15 protein-coding genes are annotated in these 16,939 nt (G+C 38.2%); all 15 read left to right on the forward strand.

Translation table 11 applies throughout. The features are described 5' to 3' along the window. The first annotated feature begins 31 nt into the window (after positions 1-31). The 15 genes from codY to ACTDJC_RS04765 all read left to right on the forward strand — a co-directional run bounded on the left by codY (position 32) and on the right by ACTDJC_RS04765 (position 16,935). Positions 32-811 carry a GTP-sensing pleiotropic transcriptional regulator CodY gene (gene codY / locus ACTDJC_RS04695; RefSeq protein ID WP_020059163.1) on the forward strand — a complete coding sequence of 260 codons (780 nt, stop codon included), beginning with the start codon at positions 32-34 and terminating at the stop codon, positions 809-811. A 350-nt stretch (positions 812-1,161) separates the two neighbouring features. Continuing rightward, positions 1,162-1,863, forward strand: a complete 702-nt coding sequence (gene rpsB / locus ACTDJC_RS04700) for a 30S ribosomal protein S2 (RefSeq protein WP_090912758.1) — start codon at positions 1,162-1,164, stop codon at positions 1,861-1,863. Positions 1,864-1,966: 103 nt separating this feature from the next. Next, on the forward strand, positions 1,967-2,854 hold the full coding sequence (gene tsf / locus ACTDJC_RS04705) for a translation elongation factor Ts (RefSeq protein WP_098309688.1): 888 nt from the start codon (positions 1,967-1,969) through the stop codon (positions 2,852-2,854). Between the two features lie 65 nt (positions 2,855-2,919). Next, on the forward strand, positions 2,920-3,642 hold the full coding sequence (gene pyrH / locus ACTDJC_RS04710) for a UMP kinase (RefSeq protein ID WP_098309689.1): 723 nt from the start codon (positions 2,920-2,922) through the stop codon (positions 3,640-3,642). Between the two features lie 2 nt (positions 3,643-3,644). Next, positions 3,645-4,202 carry a ribosome recycling factor gene (gene frr / locus ACTDJC_RS04715; protein ID WP_098309690.1) on the forward strand — a complete coding sequence of 186 codons (558 nt, stop codon included), beginning with the start codon at positions 3,645-3,647 and terminating at the stop codon, positions 4,200-4,202. A gap of 85 nt (positions 4,203-4,287) precedes the next feature. Continuing rightward, complete coding sequence (locus ACTDJC_RS04720) at positions 4,288-5,064, forward strand: isoprenyl transferase (protein WP_253630202.1); 777 nt, start codon at positions 4,288-4,290, stop codon at positions 5,062-5,064. Between the two features lie 17 nt (positions 5,065-5,081). Beyond that, complete coding sequence (locus ACTDJC_RS04725; RefSeq protein WP_098309692.1) at positions 5,082-5,870, forward strand: phosphatidate cytidylyltransferase; 789 nt, start codon at positions 5,082-5,084, stop codon at positions 5,868-5,870. A 23-nt stretch (positions 5,871-5,893) separates the two neighbouring features. Beyond that, entirely contained in the window at positions 5,894-7,036 is a 1,143-nt protein-coding gene (gene dxr / locus ACTDJC_RS04730) for a 1-deoxy-D-xylulose-5-phosphate reductoisomerase (protein WP_230573489.1), read from the forward strand. A gap of 18 nt (positions 7,037-7,054) precedes the next feature. Next, entirely contained in the window at positions 7,055-8,311 is a 1,257-nt protein-coding gene (gene rseP, locus ACTDJC_RS04735; protein WP_098309694.1) for an RIP metalloprotease RseP, read from the forward strand. 15 nt (positions 8,312-8,326) lie between these two features. Continuing rightward, positions 8,327-10,024 carry a proline--tRNA ligase gene (locus ACTDJC_RS04740; protein ID WP_440602737.1) on the forward strand — a complete coding sequence of 566 codons (1,698 nt, stop codon included), beginning with the start codon at positions 8,327-8,329 and terminating at the stop codon, positions 10,022-10,024. A gap of 82 nt (positions 10,025-10,106) precedes the next feature. Continuing rightward, complete coding sequence (locus ACTDJC_RS04745; RefSeq protein ID WP_440602738.1) at positions 10,107-14,408, forward strand: PolC-type DNA polymerase III; 4,302 nt, start codon at positions 10,107-10,109, stop codon at positions 14,406-14,408. A gap of 342 nt (positions 14,409-14,750) precedes the next feature. Further along, a complete protein-coding gene (gene rimP, locus ACTDJC_RS04750) occupies positions 14,751-15,221 on the forward strand; it encodes a ribosome maturation factor RimP (protein WP_154711812.1) in 471 nt (156 codons plus the stop codon). Positions 15,222-15,238: 17 nt separating this feature from the next. Continuing rightward, entirely contained in the window at positions 15,239-16,339 is a 1,101-nt protein-coding gene (gene nusA, locus ACTDJC_RS04755; protein WP_098309698.1) for a transcription termination factor NusA, read from the forward strand. Positions 16,340-16,350: 11 nt separating this feature from the next. Next, positions 16,351-16,623, forward strand: coding sequence for an RNase P modulator RnpM (gene rnpM / locus ACTDJC_RS04760; protein ID WP_020059150.1), 273 nt, complete (start codon positions 16,351-16,353; stop codon positions 16,621-16,623). Further along, a complete protein-coding gene (locus ACTDJC_RS04765) occupies positions 16,624-16,935 on the forward strand; it encodes a YlxQ family RNA-binding protein (RefSeq protein WP_020059149.1) in 312 nt (103 codons plus the stop codon). The last annotated feature ends 4 nt before the right edge of the window (positions 16,936-16,939 follow it).

The following is a 16,939-nucleotide window of genomic DNA, read 5'->3' on the forward strand; positions in this document are numbered from 1 at the left end:
ATGTGAATAATATGTAGGAGGAAATTTTGAAATGGAATTATTAGCAAAAACAAGAAAGCTGAATGCGTTATTACAGAGCGCAGCAGGAAAACCAGTAAACTTTAGAGAAATGGCTGACACAATGTGTGAAGTAATTGAAGCGAACGTATTTATTGTAAGTCGTCGTGGAAAATTATTAGGATATGCAATTCACCAACAAATCGAAAATGAGCGCATGAAACAAATGCTTGCTGAGCGTCAATTCCCAGAAGAGTATACAAAGAACTTATTCAATGTAACTGAAACGTCTCCAAACCTAGAAGTAAACAGTGAGTATACAGCGTTCCCTGTAGAAAACAGAGAGTTATTTGGTCAAGGTTTAACAACTATCGTACCAATCGTTGGCGGTGGTGAGCGTCTAGGTACATTAGTATTAGCGCGTCTTGGTCAAGAATTTTTAGATGATGATTTAATTCTTGCTGAATATAGTTCTACTGTAGTAGGTATGGAAATTCTACGTGAAAAAGCAGAAGAAATTGAAGAAGAAGCACGTAGTAAAGCGGTTGTACAAATGGCAATTAGCTCATTATCATACAGTGAATTAGAAGCAATTGAGCATATTTTCGAAGAATTAAATGGAACAGAAGGCTTACTTGTTGCAAGTAAAATTGCTGATCGTGTAGGTATTACGCGTTCTGTAATCGTAAACGCACTTCGTAAGTTAGAAAGTGCTGGTGTAATCGAATCTCGTTCTTTAGGTATGAAAGGAACATACATTAAAGTATTAAATGATAAATTTTTACATGAACTTGCGAAATTAAAAACAAACTAATTTCAAAAGACTAAGAGCTCTTCTGTATAGTGCAGAAGAGCTCTTTTTTAGTGTTCTCAGCAGAAAAAATTTCTAATGAGGGGGACGCTTTATCATTAAAATAGCTTAGAAATAAGGGAGAATGGCAATACTGTAATATGATTCGATAGTAAAAATAAGTAACTGAAAAGAAAGTTTCATAATGTCTGTATTTTCGACTTGATTGTGATATTTTGTTGTGATATAGTTGTCAGTGGTGTCAGTACAAAGTACACACGTTCATTGATTTAAGTGTTGGTGCTACGCTTGTAGTTTCGCTTAAAGATGAAGTGAACGGAGGATATCAAAAACCATTTAGGAGGAACTAAATTATGTCAGTAATTTCTATGAAGCAATTGCTTGAAGCTGGTGTTCACTTCGGACATCAAACTCGTCGTTGGAACCCAAAAATGAAACGTTACATTTTCACAGAGCGTAACGGTATCTACATCATCGACTTACAAAAAACTGTGAAAAAAGTTGAAGAAGCATTCAACGTAATGAGAGACATCGCTGCTAACGGCGGTAACGTATTATTCGTAGGTACAAAAAAACAAGCACAAGATGCTATTAAAGAAGAAGCAACTCGCGCTGGTATGTACTTCGTTAACCAACGTTGGTTAGGTGGTACGTTAACAAACTTCCAAACAATTCAAAAGCGTATTAAACGCCTTAAAGACATCGAAAGAATGCAAGAAGATGGCACTTTCGAAGTACTTCCTAAGAAAGAAGTTGTACAACTTAAGAAAGAATTAGAGCGTCTTGAAAAATTCTTAGGCGGCATTAAAGATATGAAAGGTCTTCCAGATGCATTATTCGTAGTAGACCCTCGTAAAGAGCGTATCGCAGTTGCTGAAGCACGCAAATTAAACATTCCAATCATCGGTATCGTTGATACAAACTGTGATCCAGACGAAATCGATCACGTAATTCCAGCAAACGATGATGCAATTCGTGCTGTAAAACTTCTTACATCTAAAATGGCAGACGCGATCCTTGAAGCAAAACAAGGTGAAGAAACTGTTACTGCGTAACAAATTTGGAAAGGTGATAAGGGGTTCGGCCTTTTATCACCTTTTTTAAGGTATAAACACCTTTTTAAAAGGTATAAATACATATTTTAGGAGGATGAAAAGTATGGCAATCACTGCACAAATGGTAAAAGAACTTCGTGAAAAAACTGGCGCAGGTATGATGGACTGCAAAAAAGCTTTAACAGAAACTAACGGCGACATGGAGAAAGCAATTGATTTCTTACGTGAAAAAGGTATTGCAAAAGCTGCTAAAAAAGCAGACCGCATCGCTGCTGAAGGTTTAACTTTCATCGAAACAAACGGTAACGACGGTTTAATCTTAGAATTAAACTCTGAAACTGATTTCGTTGCGAAAAACGAAGGTTTCCAAACATTAATTAAAGAATTAGCTGCTCACTTATTAGCTAACAAACCTGCTAACATTGAAGAAGCTATGGCTCAAACAATTGCAAACGGCAAAACAGTAGAAGAGCACATCAACGAAGCAATCGCTAAAATTGGTGAAAAACTTACACTTCGTCGTTTTGAAATCGTATCAAAAACTGATGCAGATGCATTCGGTGCTTACCTACACATGGGTGGACGCATTGGTGTATTAACAGTTCTTGAAGGTTCTGCAGATGAAGCAGCTGCTAAAGATGTAGCAATGCACATTGCAGCAGTTAACCCTAAATACATCGACCGCGATGCTGTAACAGCTGAAGAAGTTGAGCATGAGCGTCAAGTATTAACACAACAAGCTTTAAACGAAGGCAAGCCAGAAAAAATCGTTGCGAAAATGGTTGAAGGTCGTCTTGGCAAATTCTTCGAAGAGATTTGCTTACTTGACCAAGCATTCGTTAAAAATCCTGATATGAAAGTTCGTCAGTTCGTTGAGTCTAAAGGCGGCACATTAAAAGGATTCGTTCGCTACGCTGTTGGTGAAGGTATTGAAAAGCGTCAAGACAACTTTGCTGAAGAAGTAATGAACCAAGTAAAAGGCAGCAACTAATAAAGATTGGGGGACACATTGTGTTCCCTTTTTTAAAATAAAGATGTAGGCAATGGAGGTTCATTATGAGTAAGCCAAAATATAATCGTGTAGTATTAAAGCTGAGCGGGGAAGCTTTAGCTGGAGATAAAGGATTTGGAATTAATCCGTCTGTTATTAAGTCGGTTGCTGAGCAAGTGAAAGAAATTGCTGAGTTAGACGTAGAAGTAGCAGTTGTTGTTGGCGGTGGTAACATTTGGCGCGGTAAGATTGGTAGCGAAATGGGAATGGATCGTGCAACGGCTGATTATATGGGAATGTTAGCAACGGTAATGAACTCTTTAGCTCTTCAAGACAGCTTAGAGAATTTAGGAGTTCAAACACGTGTACAAACTTCTATTGAAATGCGTCAAGTGGCGGAACCTTATATTCGCCGTAAAGCAAATCGTCATTTAGAGAAAAAACGTGTTGTTATTTTTGCTGCAGGTACAGGAAACCCTTACTTCTCTACTGATACAACAGCAGCACTACGTGCAGCTGAGATTGAGGCAGATGTTATTTTAATGGCGAAAAATAATGTAGATGGCGTATATAGTGCAGATCCAACTGTTGATGAAACAGCAACAAAATACGAATCACTTACATATTTAGATGTCTTGAAAGAAGGCTTGGGTGTAATGGATTCTACAGCTTCTTCTTTATGTATGGATAATGATATTCCGTTAATTGTATTCTCCATTATGGAAGAAGGCAACATTAAACGCGCTGTTCTGGGCGAAAATATTGGAACAATTGTGAGGGGGAAATAATAATGGGACAACAAGTTTTAAGCAATACAAAAGAAAAAATGGAAAAAGCAACCGCTGCATATTCTCGTGAACTTTCAACAGTTCGTGCAGGACGCGCAAGTGCTTCTGTATTAGATAAAGTACAAGTAGATTACTACGGTGCACCAACACCTGTTGTACAATTAGCAAATATTACAGTGCCAGAAGCACGTTTACTAGTTATTCAGCCATACGATAAGACATCTATCGGTGATATTGAAAAAGCAATTTTAAAAGCTGACTTAGGATTAAATCCTTCTAATGATGGTTCTGTCATTCGTATTGCATTCCCTGCATTAACGGAAGAACGTCGTCGTGAACTTGTGAAAGTTGTGAAAAAATATTCTGAAGATGCAAAAGTAGCTGTTCGTAACGTTCGCCGTGATGCAAATGATGAGTTGAAAAAACTTGAGAAAAACGGTGAAATTACAGAAGATGATTTAAGAGGGTACACAGAAGATATCCAAAAAGAAACGGATAAATATATCGCAAAAGTTGACGATATTACAAAAAACAAAGAAAAAGAAATTATGGAAGTGTAATCGCGAAGCTTTCGCAAATATGACCCTCTTCTTAAGGGGGTCTTTTTACACTTTTAGGCATATGTCTGCTCGTTGGAGGGTTTGAATGATGTTTAAAAAACTTCCTTTTTTTAAAGGCAATAAGATCGCGTCGTTTGATCATCTCGTAGAAGAAGCAAAAAAAGGAGAAATTCCAGCGCATATTGCAATCATTATGGATGGTAATGGAAGATGGGCGAAAAGAAGGGCGATGCCTCGTATTGCAGGTCATCATGAAGGAATGCAAGTCGTAAAGAAAATTACGAAATTTGCTAGTAAGCTCGGTGTTAAAGTACTGACCCTTTACGCCTTTTCTACAGAGAACTGGAAAAGACCGAAATTAGAAGTGGATTATTTAATGAAACTTCCTGAAGAATTTTTAGGTACATTTTTGCCAGAGCTCATTGAAGAAAATGTACAAGTACGTGTGATAGGACAAAAGGATCGTCTTCCAACTCACACGCGCAGGGCGCTGGAAAAAGCGATTGAAGATACGAAAGATAACACGGGTTTAATCTTAAATTTTGCGTTAAACTATGGAAGTCGTGATGAAATTGTGTCTGCTGTGCAAAATATGGTTAGGGATAGTGAAGAAGGAAAACTTCGTTCTGCAGAAATAACAGAAGATACTATTTCTTCGTATTTAATGACAAGAACATTGCCTGATCCTGATTTACTAATCCGAACAAGCGGTGAAATCCGTATTAGTAATTTTATGCTATGGCAAATTGCTTATACAGAACTTTGGTTTACCGATGTAAATTGGCCGGATTTTACAGAAGAACATTTATTACAGTCTATTACTGACTTCCAAAATAGAGGTCGCAGATTTGGAGGCGTGTAGAAAGAGAGGGTTTGGTAGTGAAACAGAGAATAATTACTGGAGTGATTGCTGCCGCGCTATTCATTCCCATCGTATTTTACGGTGGCGTGCCTTTTACAATTTTAGTGTATGCATTAGCTTCTGTTGGATTATATGAATTAATTCGAATGAATAAGCTAACGATTATTTCTGTGCCAACAGTTTTAGCAGCATTATTGCTGTGGACTATTTTAGTTCCAAGTAATGTAACGGGCGTATTTGAAACAATTGGTTTAACGAAAGGGGACATTACATTTGTAATTGTCTTATTGCTTTTATCATATACTGTCCTTTCTAAGAATACATTTACTTTTGACAATGCTGCATTTTTATTGATGGCAACAACTTATGTTGCAATGGGGTTCCTTTATTTGAATGAAACTCGTATTGCAGGAATTCAATATGTATTTTATGCATTGTTTGTGATTTGGGCAACGGATTCTGGTGCTTACTTTATTGGAAAAGCAATCGGGAAACGCAAACTTTGGCCAGAAATTAGTCCAAATAAAACGATAGAAGGTTCTATCGGCGGTATTTTATGTGGAATTGTTGTTGCTCTTGTGTATAATGTATTTTTACCGGTTCATTCAAATATAAGTGTCCTTATTGCAGTTACAACTGCAATATCGGTATTTGGCCAAATTGGAGACTTAGTAGAATCGGCATTTAAACGTCATTATGGTGTGAAAGATTCAGGTACAATTTTACCAGGACACGGTGGTATTCTCGATCGAACTGACAGCTGGTTATTTGTATTACCGTTATTACATTTCTTACATTTCATTTAATGAACGAACGAGGAGTTGGAGTAATGAAAACCATTAGTTTATTAGGTGCAAGTGGATCAATTGGAACGCAAACATTAGATGTATTGCGCTCGCACCAAGACCAATTCCGTCTCGTTGCTTTTTCTGTTGGGAGAAACATTGAGTTTGCTCAGCAAATGATTCAAGAGTTTTCTCCTGAGATTGTGTCTGTACAACAAAAGGAAGATGCTTGGCGATTACAAACAGTTTGTGGAAATACGAAAATTGTATATGGAGATGAAGGGCTGCTTGAAGTTGCACTTCATCCAGATGCAGAAATACTTGTAAACGCTGTTGTTGGTAGTGTCGGATTACTACCGACATTACGAGCAATTGAGGCGAAAAAAACGATTGCAATTGCAAATAAAGAAACATTAGTAACAGCAGGGCATTTAGTTATGGAAGCTGCAAAAAAGCATAACGTACCTTTACTTCCTGTAGATAGTGAGCACTCTGCTATTTTTCAATGCTTAAACGGAGAAAATGAGAAGCGTATTTCTCGATTAATTTTGACAGCATCAGGTGGAAGTTTCCGAGATAAAACGAGGAATGAACTTCAGCATGTGACAGTAGAAGATGCACTTCGTCATCCAAACTGGTCTATGGGTTCGAAAATTACAATTGATTCTGCTACAATGATGAATAAGGGACTAGAGGTTATCGAAGCGCATTGGCTTTTTAATATCCCTTATGAGCAAATCGATGTTGTATTACATAAAGAAAGTATCATTCACTCAATGGTTGAGTTTGAAGATCGCAGTGTAATGGCGCAGCTTGGTACACCAGATATGCGTGTTCCAATTCAATATGCACTTACTTACCCTGATCGTTTTTCACTTCCAAACGCTAAACAGCTGAATTTATGGGAAATTGGAACATTACATTTTCAAACAATGGATATGGAACGTTTCCGTTGCCTTCGATTCGCATATGAAGCTGGGAAAACGGGAGGAAGTATGCCAACTGTGATGAATGCAGCTAATGAAGCCGCTGTAGAAGCTTTTCTGCAAAAGAAAATCAGTTTCTTAACAGTAGAAGACCTCATTGAAAAAGCAATGCACCATCACAATGTCATTGCGCGTCCAAGCTTAGAAGAAATTCAGGAAATCGATGCTGCCACAAGACGATTTGTGATGGAACAAATTTAGCAAAGGTGGTTATGGAACTTGAATACAGCGATTACCTTTATTTTAATTTTCGGTGCACTCGTGTTTTTCCATGAACTTGGACATTTGTACTTTGCCAAACGTGCTGGCATTTTGTGTCGTGAATTTGCCATTGGTTTTGGTCCAAAATTGTTCTCGTTTGAAAAAAATGAAACAGTTTATACAGTTCGTTTACTTCCACTTGGTGGTTATGTACGAATGGCTGGAGAGGATCCAGAAACAATTGAACTAAAACCGGGTACAAAAGTTGGACTTGTGTTAAACGAAAAAGAAGAGGTTACGAAAATTGTTTTGGATAATCGTGAAAAATATCCAAATGTTCGTGTTGTTGAAGTGGAACAAGCTGACTTGGAACATAAGCTAATCATATCTGGATATGAAGAGTATGAAGAAGATTTACAAACATTTCGGGTTCACGAGAAAGCTCGTTACGTTTCAGCAGGAGAGGAGACACAGATTGCGCCGTTTAATAGGCAATTTGGCTCAAAAACGTTAGGACAACGAGCGCTTGCTATTGTTGCTGGTCCAGCAATGAACTTTGTTCTTGCTTTCGTTTTATTTATTATCATTGGTTTTGTACAAGGAATTCCTGTAGATAAACCAATGATTGGAAAAGTGGTATCTGGTAGCGTGGCGCAGAAAGCTGGATTACATGAAGATGACATCGTTACGTCCATTAATAATGAACCAACAAATAGTTGGAAAGATGTAGTGAATATCGTTCGTGAAAATCCTGGAAAAGAAATTACGATGAATGTAACACGTGATAGTCAAAAAGTAACGATACAAGTTACTCCTGCTGCTGAAAAAGAAGGGGACGTTACAGTTGGTAGAATTGGAGTGCAATCGCCTGTTGAGAAGTCTCTATTTGGTTCAATTAAAGCAGGATTTGATGAAACATATAAGTGGACAAAACTCATTTTTGGTTCCCTTATGCAGCTAATTACAGGACATTTCTCTATTAATGATTTATCTGGCCCAGTGGGGATTTATAATTTAACAGGTCAAGTTGTAGAGTATGGTACTATTCGTGTTCTTAGTTTAACAGCTGTTTTAAGTATAAATCTTGGTTTGTTTAACTTATTACCTATTCCTGCACTAGACGGGGGACGCCTTTTCTTCTTCTTAATTGAAGCGCTCCGCGGAAAACCGATTGATCGTCAAAAAGAAGGAATGGTTCACTTTATTGGTTTTGCTTTATTGATGTTACTTATGTTAGTTGTGACATGGAATGATATACGGAAGTTTTTCTTATAAAAGAGGTGCTATGAAATGAAACAAAGTATGATATTTAGTCCTACATTGCGTGAAGTACCAGCTGATGCGGAAATTAAAAGCCATCAGCTTCTATTACGCGCAGGATTTATGCGTCAAAATGCTTCGGGTATATATAGCTTTTTACCGCTTGGTCTGAAAGTTTTGCATAAAGTAGAGCATATTGTTCGCGAAGAAATGGAGAAAGCTGGTGCTGTAGAGTTATTAATGCCAGCTCTTCAAGCAGCTGAATTATGGCAAGAATCTGGACGCTGGTATTCATATGGTTCAGAATTAATGCGTATGAACGATCGAAATAATCGTGAGTTTGCTCTTGGAGCAACGCATGAAGAAGTTATTACGGATCTTGTGCGTGACGAGATTAAGTCATATAAAAAATTACCTTTAACACTTTATCAAATTCAAACAAAATTCCGTGATGAACAGCGACCTCGTTTTGGTTTGCTACGCGGAAGAGAGTTTTTAATGAAGGATGCATATTCCTTCCACGCGACGCAAGAGAGTTTAGATGAAGTATATAACCGTCTTTTCCAAGCGTACTCTAACATTTTCACACGTTGTGGTTTAAATTTCCGTGCTGTTATCGCTGACTCTGGAGCAATGGGTGGAAAGGATACACATGAATTTATGGTGTTATCAGATGTAGGAGAAGATACAATTGCATATTCTGATACATCTGATTATGCTGCAAATATTGAGATGGCACCTGTTATTGCTTCTTGTGAAAAGAGCGATGAAGTAGAAAAAGAGCTTGAAAAAGTAGCAACGCCAGATCAAAAATCAATTGAAGAAGTATCTGCGTTCTTAAATATTGAGGCATCAAATTGTATTAAGTCTATGGTCTTTAAAGTAGATGAGAAATTTATTGTTGCTCTTGTTCGCGGAGACCATGAAGTAAACGATGTTAAGGTGAAAAACCTATTCGGTGCTTCTGTTGTCGAACTTGCATCTCATGAAGAAGTAAAAGAATTATTAAACTGTGAAGTTGGCTCTTTAGGTCCAATTGGTGTAACAGGAGTAGAAGTAATTGCTGATCATGCTGTACAAACTATCGTAAATGGATGTTGCGGAGCAAATGAAGAAGGTTTCCATTACGTGAATGTAAACCCAGAACGTGACTTTAAAGTAAGCCAATACACAGATTTACGTTTCATCCAAGAAGGGGACCTTTCTCCAGACGGCAAGGGAACAATTCGCTTTGCTCGCGGTATTGAAGTGGGACATGTATTTAAACTTGGTACACGCTATAGTGAATCTATGAATGCGACATTCTTAGATGAAAACGGTAAAACACAACCAATTATTATGGGTTGCTACGGAATTGGTGTATCTCGTACAGTTGCTGCGATCGCTGAGCAATTTAATGATGAGAATGGCTTAGTTTGGCCAAAGGCAGTTGCACCATTCTATGTACATGTGATTCCAGTAAATATGAAATCTGATGCACAGCGTGAAGTCGGTGAAAATATTTACAATTCATTACGAGAACAAGGGTATGAAGTATTATTAGATGACCGTGCAGAACGTGCAGGCGTAAAATTTGCTGATGCAGACTTATTTGGTCTTCCAGTTCGAGTAACAGTTGGTAAAAAAGCCGATGAAGGCATTGTCGAAGTAAAAGTACGTGCAACAAGTGAATCTGCAGAAGTAAAAGTAGAAGAACTTCACGCATATATTGCAAATATTTTAAAATAAGAAGAGGTACCTCCAGGTGAGGTACCTTCTCTTTCTTTGTGGAACGTTTCAATTTATAATAGCAGATGGAAGGAGGTTGCTTATGTCATTAACAAACGAACAACAAGAGCGATTTCAAATTTTGCTCCAACAGTTACAAATGCCTGAAGACCTTATCAATCAATATTTACAAGGTGGTGGCATTCAAAGGTTAGTTGTTGATAAAGCAAATAAGAGTTGGCATTTTGATTTACAAGTACCACGTATTTTACCAACAGAATTATATGAATTGCTTGAAACACAGCTTAAGCAGTCATTTTCTCATATTGCAAAAACGTCATTTTCACTAGAAACAGAGAATAAGCAATTTACGGAAGAAGAGGTCAAGGCGTATTGGCCGCTCTGTACAGATCGAATTACTTTCTCGCCTATGTTTGCGTATTTAAAAAAGCAACTTCCGCATGTAAACGGAGTGAAGTTGTTACTTGATGTGAATAATGATTTAGAATCTACGGCGCTAAAGAAAAATCTTGCGAAGTCAGTCGGAGACCAATATGAAGTTTTTGGATTTCCTCGTTTTCAGCTAGAAACAAATATAAAACAAAATGAAGAGGAAGTTCAAAAGTTTCGTGAACAAACACAGCAAGAGGATCGACAGCGTGTTATACAAGCCATGGAAGAAATGGCCAAGAAACAAGCGGAAGAAAGTGATGTTGTACACGAGGGGCCGATTGTACTCGGTTATCTCATTAAGCCTGATGAAGAAATTACACCACTTCGTGAAATTCAAGATGAGGAAAGAAGAAAAACAGTACAAGGTTATGTATTTGATGTTGAAACGAAAGAACTGCGAAGCGGGCGTACGTTATTGACATTAAAGATAACTGATTATACCGATTCCATTATGATTAAAATGTTCTCACGCGATAAAGAAGATATTCCGCTTTTGCAATCATTGAAAAAAGGAATGTGGGTAAAAGCGCGTGGATCCGTTCAAAACGATACGTTTGTTCGAGACTTGGTCATGATTGCAAACGATATTAACGAAATAACAGGGCCGTCTCGGAAAGATAAAGCACCTGAGGGAGAAAAAAGGATAGAGCTTCATATGCATACACCGATGAGCCAAATGGATGCTGTAACATCTGTATCTACACTTGTGAGTCAGGCGGCAAAATGGGGACATGAAGCAGTAGCTGTGACTGATCATGCTATTGCACAAGCTTTTCCTGAGGCGTATTCTGCTGGGAAAAAAGCGGGAATTAAAGTGATTTTTGGTGTAGAAGCGAACCTTGTTAATGATGGTGTACCAATTGCGTATAATGAAGAACATCGACTACTTGCTGATGAGACATATGTTGTATTCGACGTTGAGACGACAGGGTTATCAGCCGTATATGATACGGTTATTGAGCTTGCTGCTGTGAAAATAAAAGGCGGAGAAATTATCGATCGTTTTGAATCCTTTGCAAATCCACATCAACCTTTATCAGCAACAATCATCGAATTAACAGGCATTACAGACGATATGTTAACGGATGCACCAGAAGTAGAAGAAGTGTTTAAAAAGTTTGAACAGTGGATTGGTAATCATACACTTGTCGCTCATAATGCAAGCTTTGATATGGGGTTCTTAAATGTTGGATTTAAGAAAAGTGGTCTAGAAAAAACGAAAAACCCAGTTATCGATACGTTAGAGTTGGCGCGTTTCTTATTTCCAGAGATGAAAAATCATCGTTTAAATACGTTATGTAAAAAGCTTGATATTGAATTAACACAACATCACCGTGCCATTTATGATACAGAAGCAACTGGTTATTTGCTTGTGAAAATGCTAAAAAGTGTAATCGAAAAGGGATTTGAATATCACGATCAGCTAAATGACAGTATGGGACAAGGTGATGCGTATAAACGTGGACGTCCAAGTCATGTGACGCTGCTTGCAACATCGGATGAAGGGCTGAAGAACTTATATAAACTTGTTTCTTACGCGCATCTTCAATACTTCTACCGTGTACCGCGTATTCCGCGCTCTTTATTAAAGAAATATCGCGAAGGTATATTAGTTGGTACAGCTTGTGATAAAGGCGAAGTATTTGAAGCAATGATGCAAAAGGCACCAGAAGAAGTAGAGGAAGTTGCACAGTTTTATGACTACATCGAGGTTATGCCTCCAGAAGTGCTACGACATTTGGTGGAGCTTGAGCTCGTTCGTGATGAAGGTCAATTAAAAACAATTATTTCCAACTTAGTAAAGTTAGGTGAGACATTAGACAAGCCTGTTGTTGCAACAGGAAATGTACACTATCTAAATCCTGAAGATGCAATGTATCGTAAAATTTTAGTAAGTTCGCAAGGAGGAGCAAACCCATTAAATCGTCATTCATTGCCGCCTGTATATTTCAGAACAACAGATGAAATGTTGGATTGCTTCTCCTTCTTAGGGGAAGAGAAAGCAAAAGAAATTGTTGTAACAAATACGAAAAAAGTCGCATCGATGATTGGTGAAGTGAGGCCTGTAAAAGATGACCTTTACACTCCAAAAATTGAGGGTGCAGACGATGAAACGCGGGATATGAGTTACGAAATGGCGCGGAGTATTTACGGGGATGAACTTCCAGAAATTGTAGAAGCCCGTTTAGAAAAAGAATTGAAAAGTATTATTGGACATGGATTTGCTGTTATTTATTTGATTTCACATAAGTTAGTAAAGAAATCTCTTGTTGATGGCTATCTTGTTGGTTCACGTGGTTCGGTTGGTTCGTCATTTGTTGCGACAATGATGGAGATTACAGAGGTAAATCCTTTGCCGCCGCATTATGTTTGTCCAAATTGTAAACATTCACAGTTTTTTAATGATGGTTCGGTCGGTTCTGGATTTGATTTACCTGATAAAAATTGTCCAAACTGCGGAACTGCATATAAAAAAGATGGACATGATATTCCGTTCGAAACGTTCCTAGGCTTTAAAGGGGATAAGGTTCCGGATATTGATTTAAACTTCTCGGGAGAATATCAACCTCGCGCTCATAACTATACGAAAGTGCTGTTTGGTGAAGATAATGTATATCGTGCCGGAACAATTGGTACAGTTGCTGAAAAAACGGCGTATGGTTATGTGAAAGGCTATGCATCAGATCATAATTTAACGATACGAGGAGCAGAAGTGGATCGTCTTGTAGCGGGTTGTACAGGTGTTAAGCGAACGACGGGACAGCATCCAGGTGGTATTATCGTAGTCCCAGATTACATGGATGTCTTCGATTTTACACCTATTCAATTTCCAGCAGATTCTTTAGATGCAGAATGGAGAACAACACATTTTGATTTCCATTCTATTCATGATAATTTATTAAAACTTGATATACTTGGACACGACGATCCGACAGTTATTCGTATGCTTCAAGATTTAAGTGGAGTTGATCCAAAGACAATTCCGACTGATGATCCAGAAGTAATGAAAATTTTCTCAGGTACAGAATCGCTTGGCGTAACAGAAGAGCAAATTAACTGTAAAACAGGTACGCTTGGTATACCGGAATTTGGTACAAAATTCGTTCGTCAAATGTTAGAAGAAACGAAGCCAACCACATTCTCCGAGCTTGTCCAAATTTCGGGGTTATCTCACGGCACAGATGTATGGCTCGGAAACGCAAATGAGTTAATCTATGATGGTACATGTACACTGAGTGAAGTAATCGGTTGTCGTGATGATATTATGGTATATTTAATTTACCAAGGTTTAGAACCATCTTTAGCGTTTAAAATTATGGAATCTGTACGTAAGGGGAAAGGTGTGCCTCCAGAGTGGGAAGAGGAAATGCGTAATAATAATGTGCCAGGATGGTATATTGATTCATGTAAAAAGATTAAGTACATGTTCCCAAAAGCCCATGCGGCAGCGTATGTATTAATGGCTGTGCGTATTGCATATTTCAAAGTTCATTTTGCACTCTTGTTCTATGCAGCATATTTCACAGTTCGTGCAGACGATTTTGATTTAGATGCGATGGTAAAAGGTTCAGCGTCCATCCGCGCTAAAATTGATGAAATTACGCAAAAAGGATTAGATGCATCGCCGAAAGAGAAAAGTTTACTAACAGTATTAGAGATGACACTTGAAATGTGTGAACGTGGTTATTCATTCCAAAAAGTTGATTTATATCGCTCGAGTGCAACTGATTTTATTATTGATGGAAATACATTGATTCCACCATTTAATGCAATACCTGGTCTTGGTACAAATGCTGCACTGAATATTGTAGCAGCACGTGAAAATGGCGAGTTCTTATCGAAAGAGGATTTACAGCAGCGCAGTAAGATTTCAAAAACAATTATTGAGTATTTAGACAGTCAAGGTTGTTTAGGAGAACTACCGGATCAAAACCAGCTATCTCTATTCTAATAGGCAGGAAAAGTCTTTGCAAAACCATGGTTGCTATGATATACTAGTAAGCGAGATAACCATGTCATGTATATTTTTTTAAAAAAAAGAGTGGGGAAACCCACTCTTTCGTGTTACTATCTATGTTTCTGCGCCGAGATGATAGATGAGGCGCTGCTGTCGTATATACATATTTTGTTACAAGTTTTACTTCTTAAATTTGGTAATACTAAGACAGATATTCCCTGCTTATTGGCAGGGGCTTTTGTTAGCTAACGAGAAAGAATATATAAGCTGCGTTGGTTAACTATACGCAGAGTGAAATCTTTCAGACGGCACATGGCGGCAGAAAGGAGGCTGTTTATGGATAAGAAAGTTACAGAAATTGTTGAAGCACTTGCGCAGCCAATTGTCGAAGAGCTTGGTCTTGAGCTTGTAGATGTAGAGTATGTGAAAGAAGGAAAAGATTGGTTTTTACGCGTATCCATTGACTCTGATACAGGAGTAGATATTGAGGAATGCGGCGCGGTAAGTGAGCAATTAAGTGAAGCTTTAGATAAAGAGGATCCAATTCCTCATCTTTACTTTTTAGATGTATCCTCTCCAGGAGCGGAGCGTCCATTAAAGAAAGAAAAAGATTTCCAGCAAGCAGTAGGAAAACAAGTTGCGATTAAAACATATGAGCCAATCGATGGTGAGAAAATGTTTGAAGGAAAACTACTCGCGTACGATGGAACAACAATCACATTACTATTAACAATTAAAACACGTAAAAAAGAAATCCAAATTCCAATGGATAAAGTTGCCAATGCGCGACTTGCAGTTACGTTTTAGTAAGAAGGGGGATCCTCATGAGCACTGAGTTGTTAGATGCTTTGCTCGTATTAGAACAAGAAAAAGGTATAAGCAAAGATATTATTATTGATGCTATTGAAGCAGCTTTAATCTCTGCTTATAAACGAAATTTTAACCAGGCGCAAAATGTTCGCGTTAGCTTCAACCCTGAAGTTGGAACTATTCAAGTATTAGCGCGTAAAGATGTAGTGGAAAATGTATTTGATCCACGTCTTGAAATTTCTGTTGAAAAAGCAAGACAAATTAATCCGAACTATCAAGAGGGCGACGTATTAGAAATTGAAGTTACGCCAAAAGATTTCGGACGTATTGCAGCGCAAACAGCAAAACAAGTTGTGACGCAACGTGTACGCGAAGCAGAGCGTGGCGTTATTTATTCTGAGTTTAGCGATCGTGAAGAAGACATTATGGTTGGTATTGTACAACGTCAAGATGCTCGCTTTATTTATGTAAGTTTAGGAAAAGTAGAAGCGCTTTTACCTGTAAGTGAGCAAATGCCAAACGAACAATATAAACCGCATGATCGCATTCGTGTTTTCATTACAAAAGTAGAGAAAACAACAAAAGGGCCACAAATTTATGTATCTCGTACACATCCAGGTCTTTTAAAGCGTCTGTTTGAAATTGAAGTGCCAGAGATTTATGATGGAACTGTAGAAATTCGTTCTGTAGCACGTGAAGCTGGAGATCGTTCTAAAATCTCTGTGTACTCTGAAAACATAGATGTAGATCCAGTAGGTTCTTGTGTAGGGCCGAAAGGACAACGTGTACAACGCATTGTAGATGAGCTAAAAGGTGAAAAAATTGATATTGTTCGCTGGTCAAATGATCCAGTTGAATATGTAGCAAATGCATTGAGTCCATCACAAGTTGTAAAAGTGCTTGTAAACGAAGAAGAAAAAGCAACCACTGTAATTGTTCCAGATCATCAGCTTTCTTTAGCGATTGGTAAGCGTGGTCAAAATGCACGACTTGCAGCGAAGTTAACTGCCTGGAAAATTGATATTAAAAGTGAGTCTGATGCGAAACAACTAGGACTTTTAACAGAAGAAGATATGATGATCGCATTCGATTCTGCTGAAGACGAAATCGAATAGAGGTGATGAACGTGAGCAATCGAAAAGTTCCGTTACGAAAATGTGTTGTAACACAAGAGATGAAATCAAAACGCGAGCTCATTCGCATTGTTCGTTCCAAAGAGGGAGTCGTGTCTATTGATTTAACAGGCAAACAATCAGGACGCGGTGCATACTTGTCAAAAGATAAAGAATGCATTTCTCAGGCGAAAAAAAAGAATGTCTTGGAACATCACCTAAAAGCGAAAATTGATGACTCTCTTTATGAAGAGCTAATTGAGCTTGTTGAGAAGGAGTCGAAGTAAGTGTCCAATTGGAAATCGTTTTTAGGGCTAGCTAATCGGGCCCGAAAGATTATATCGGGTGAAGAGCTTGTTTTAAAAGAAGTTCGAGGCGGTAAGGCAAAGCTCGTATTGCTTTCTGAAGATGCGTCAGCAAATACAACAAAGCGTATTACGGACAAAACAACGTTCTACAACGTACCAATGAGAAAGGTCGAAAATCGACAAGAGTTAGGGCATGCGATTGGGAGAGAAGAACGAGTCGTTGTAGCGGTGTTAGATGACGGCTTTGCTAAGAAGCTGCTTAGCATGCTCGATACAACTTACCGGGGGTGAAGGT

Origin of the sequence: Bacillus sp. GB_SG_008, assembly GCF_052038115.1 — a bacterium.
Lineage (GTDB): Bacteria > Bacillota > Bacilli > Bacillales > Bacillaceae_G > Bacillus_A > Bacillus_A rhizoplanae.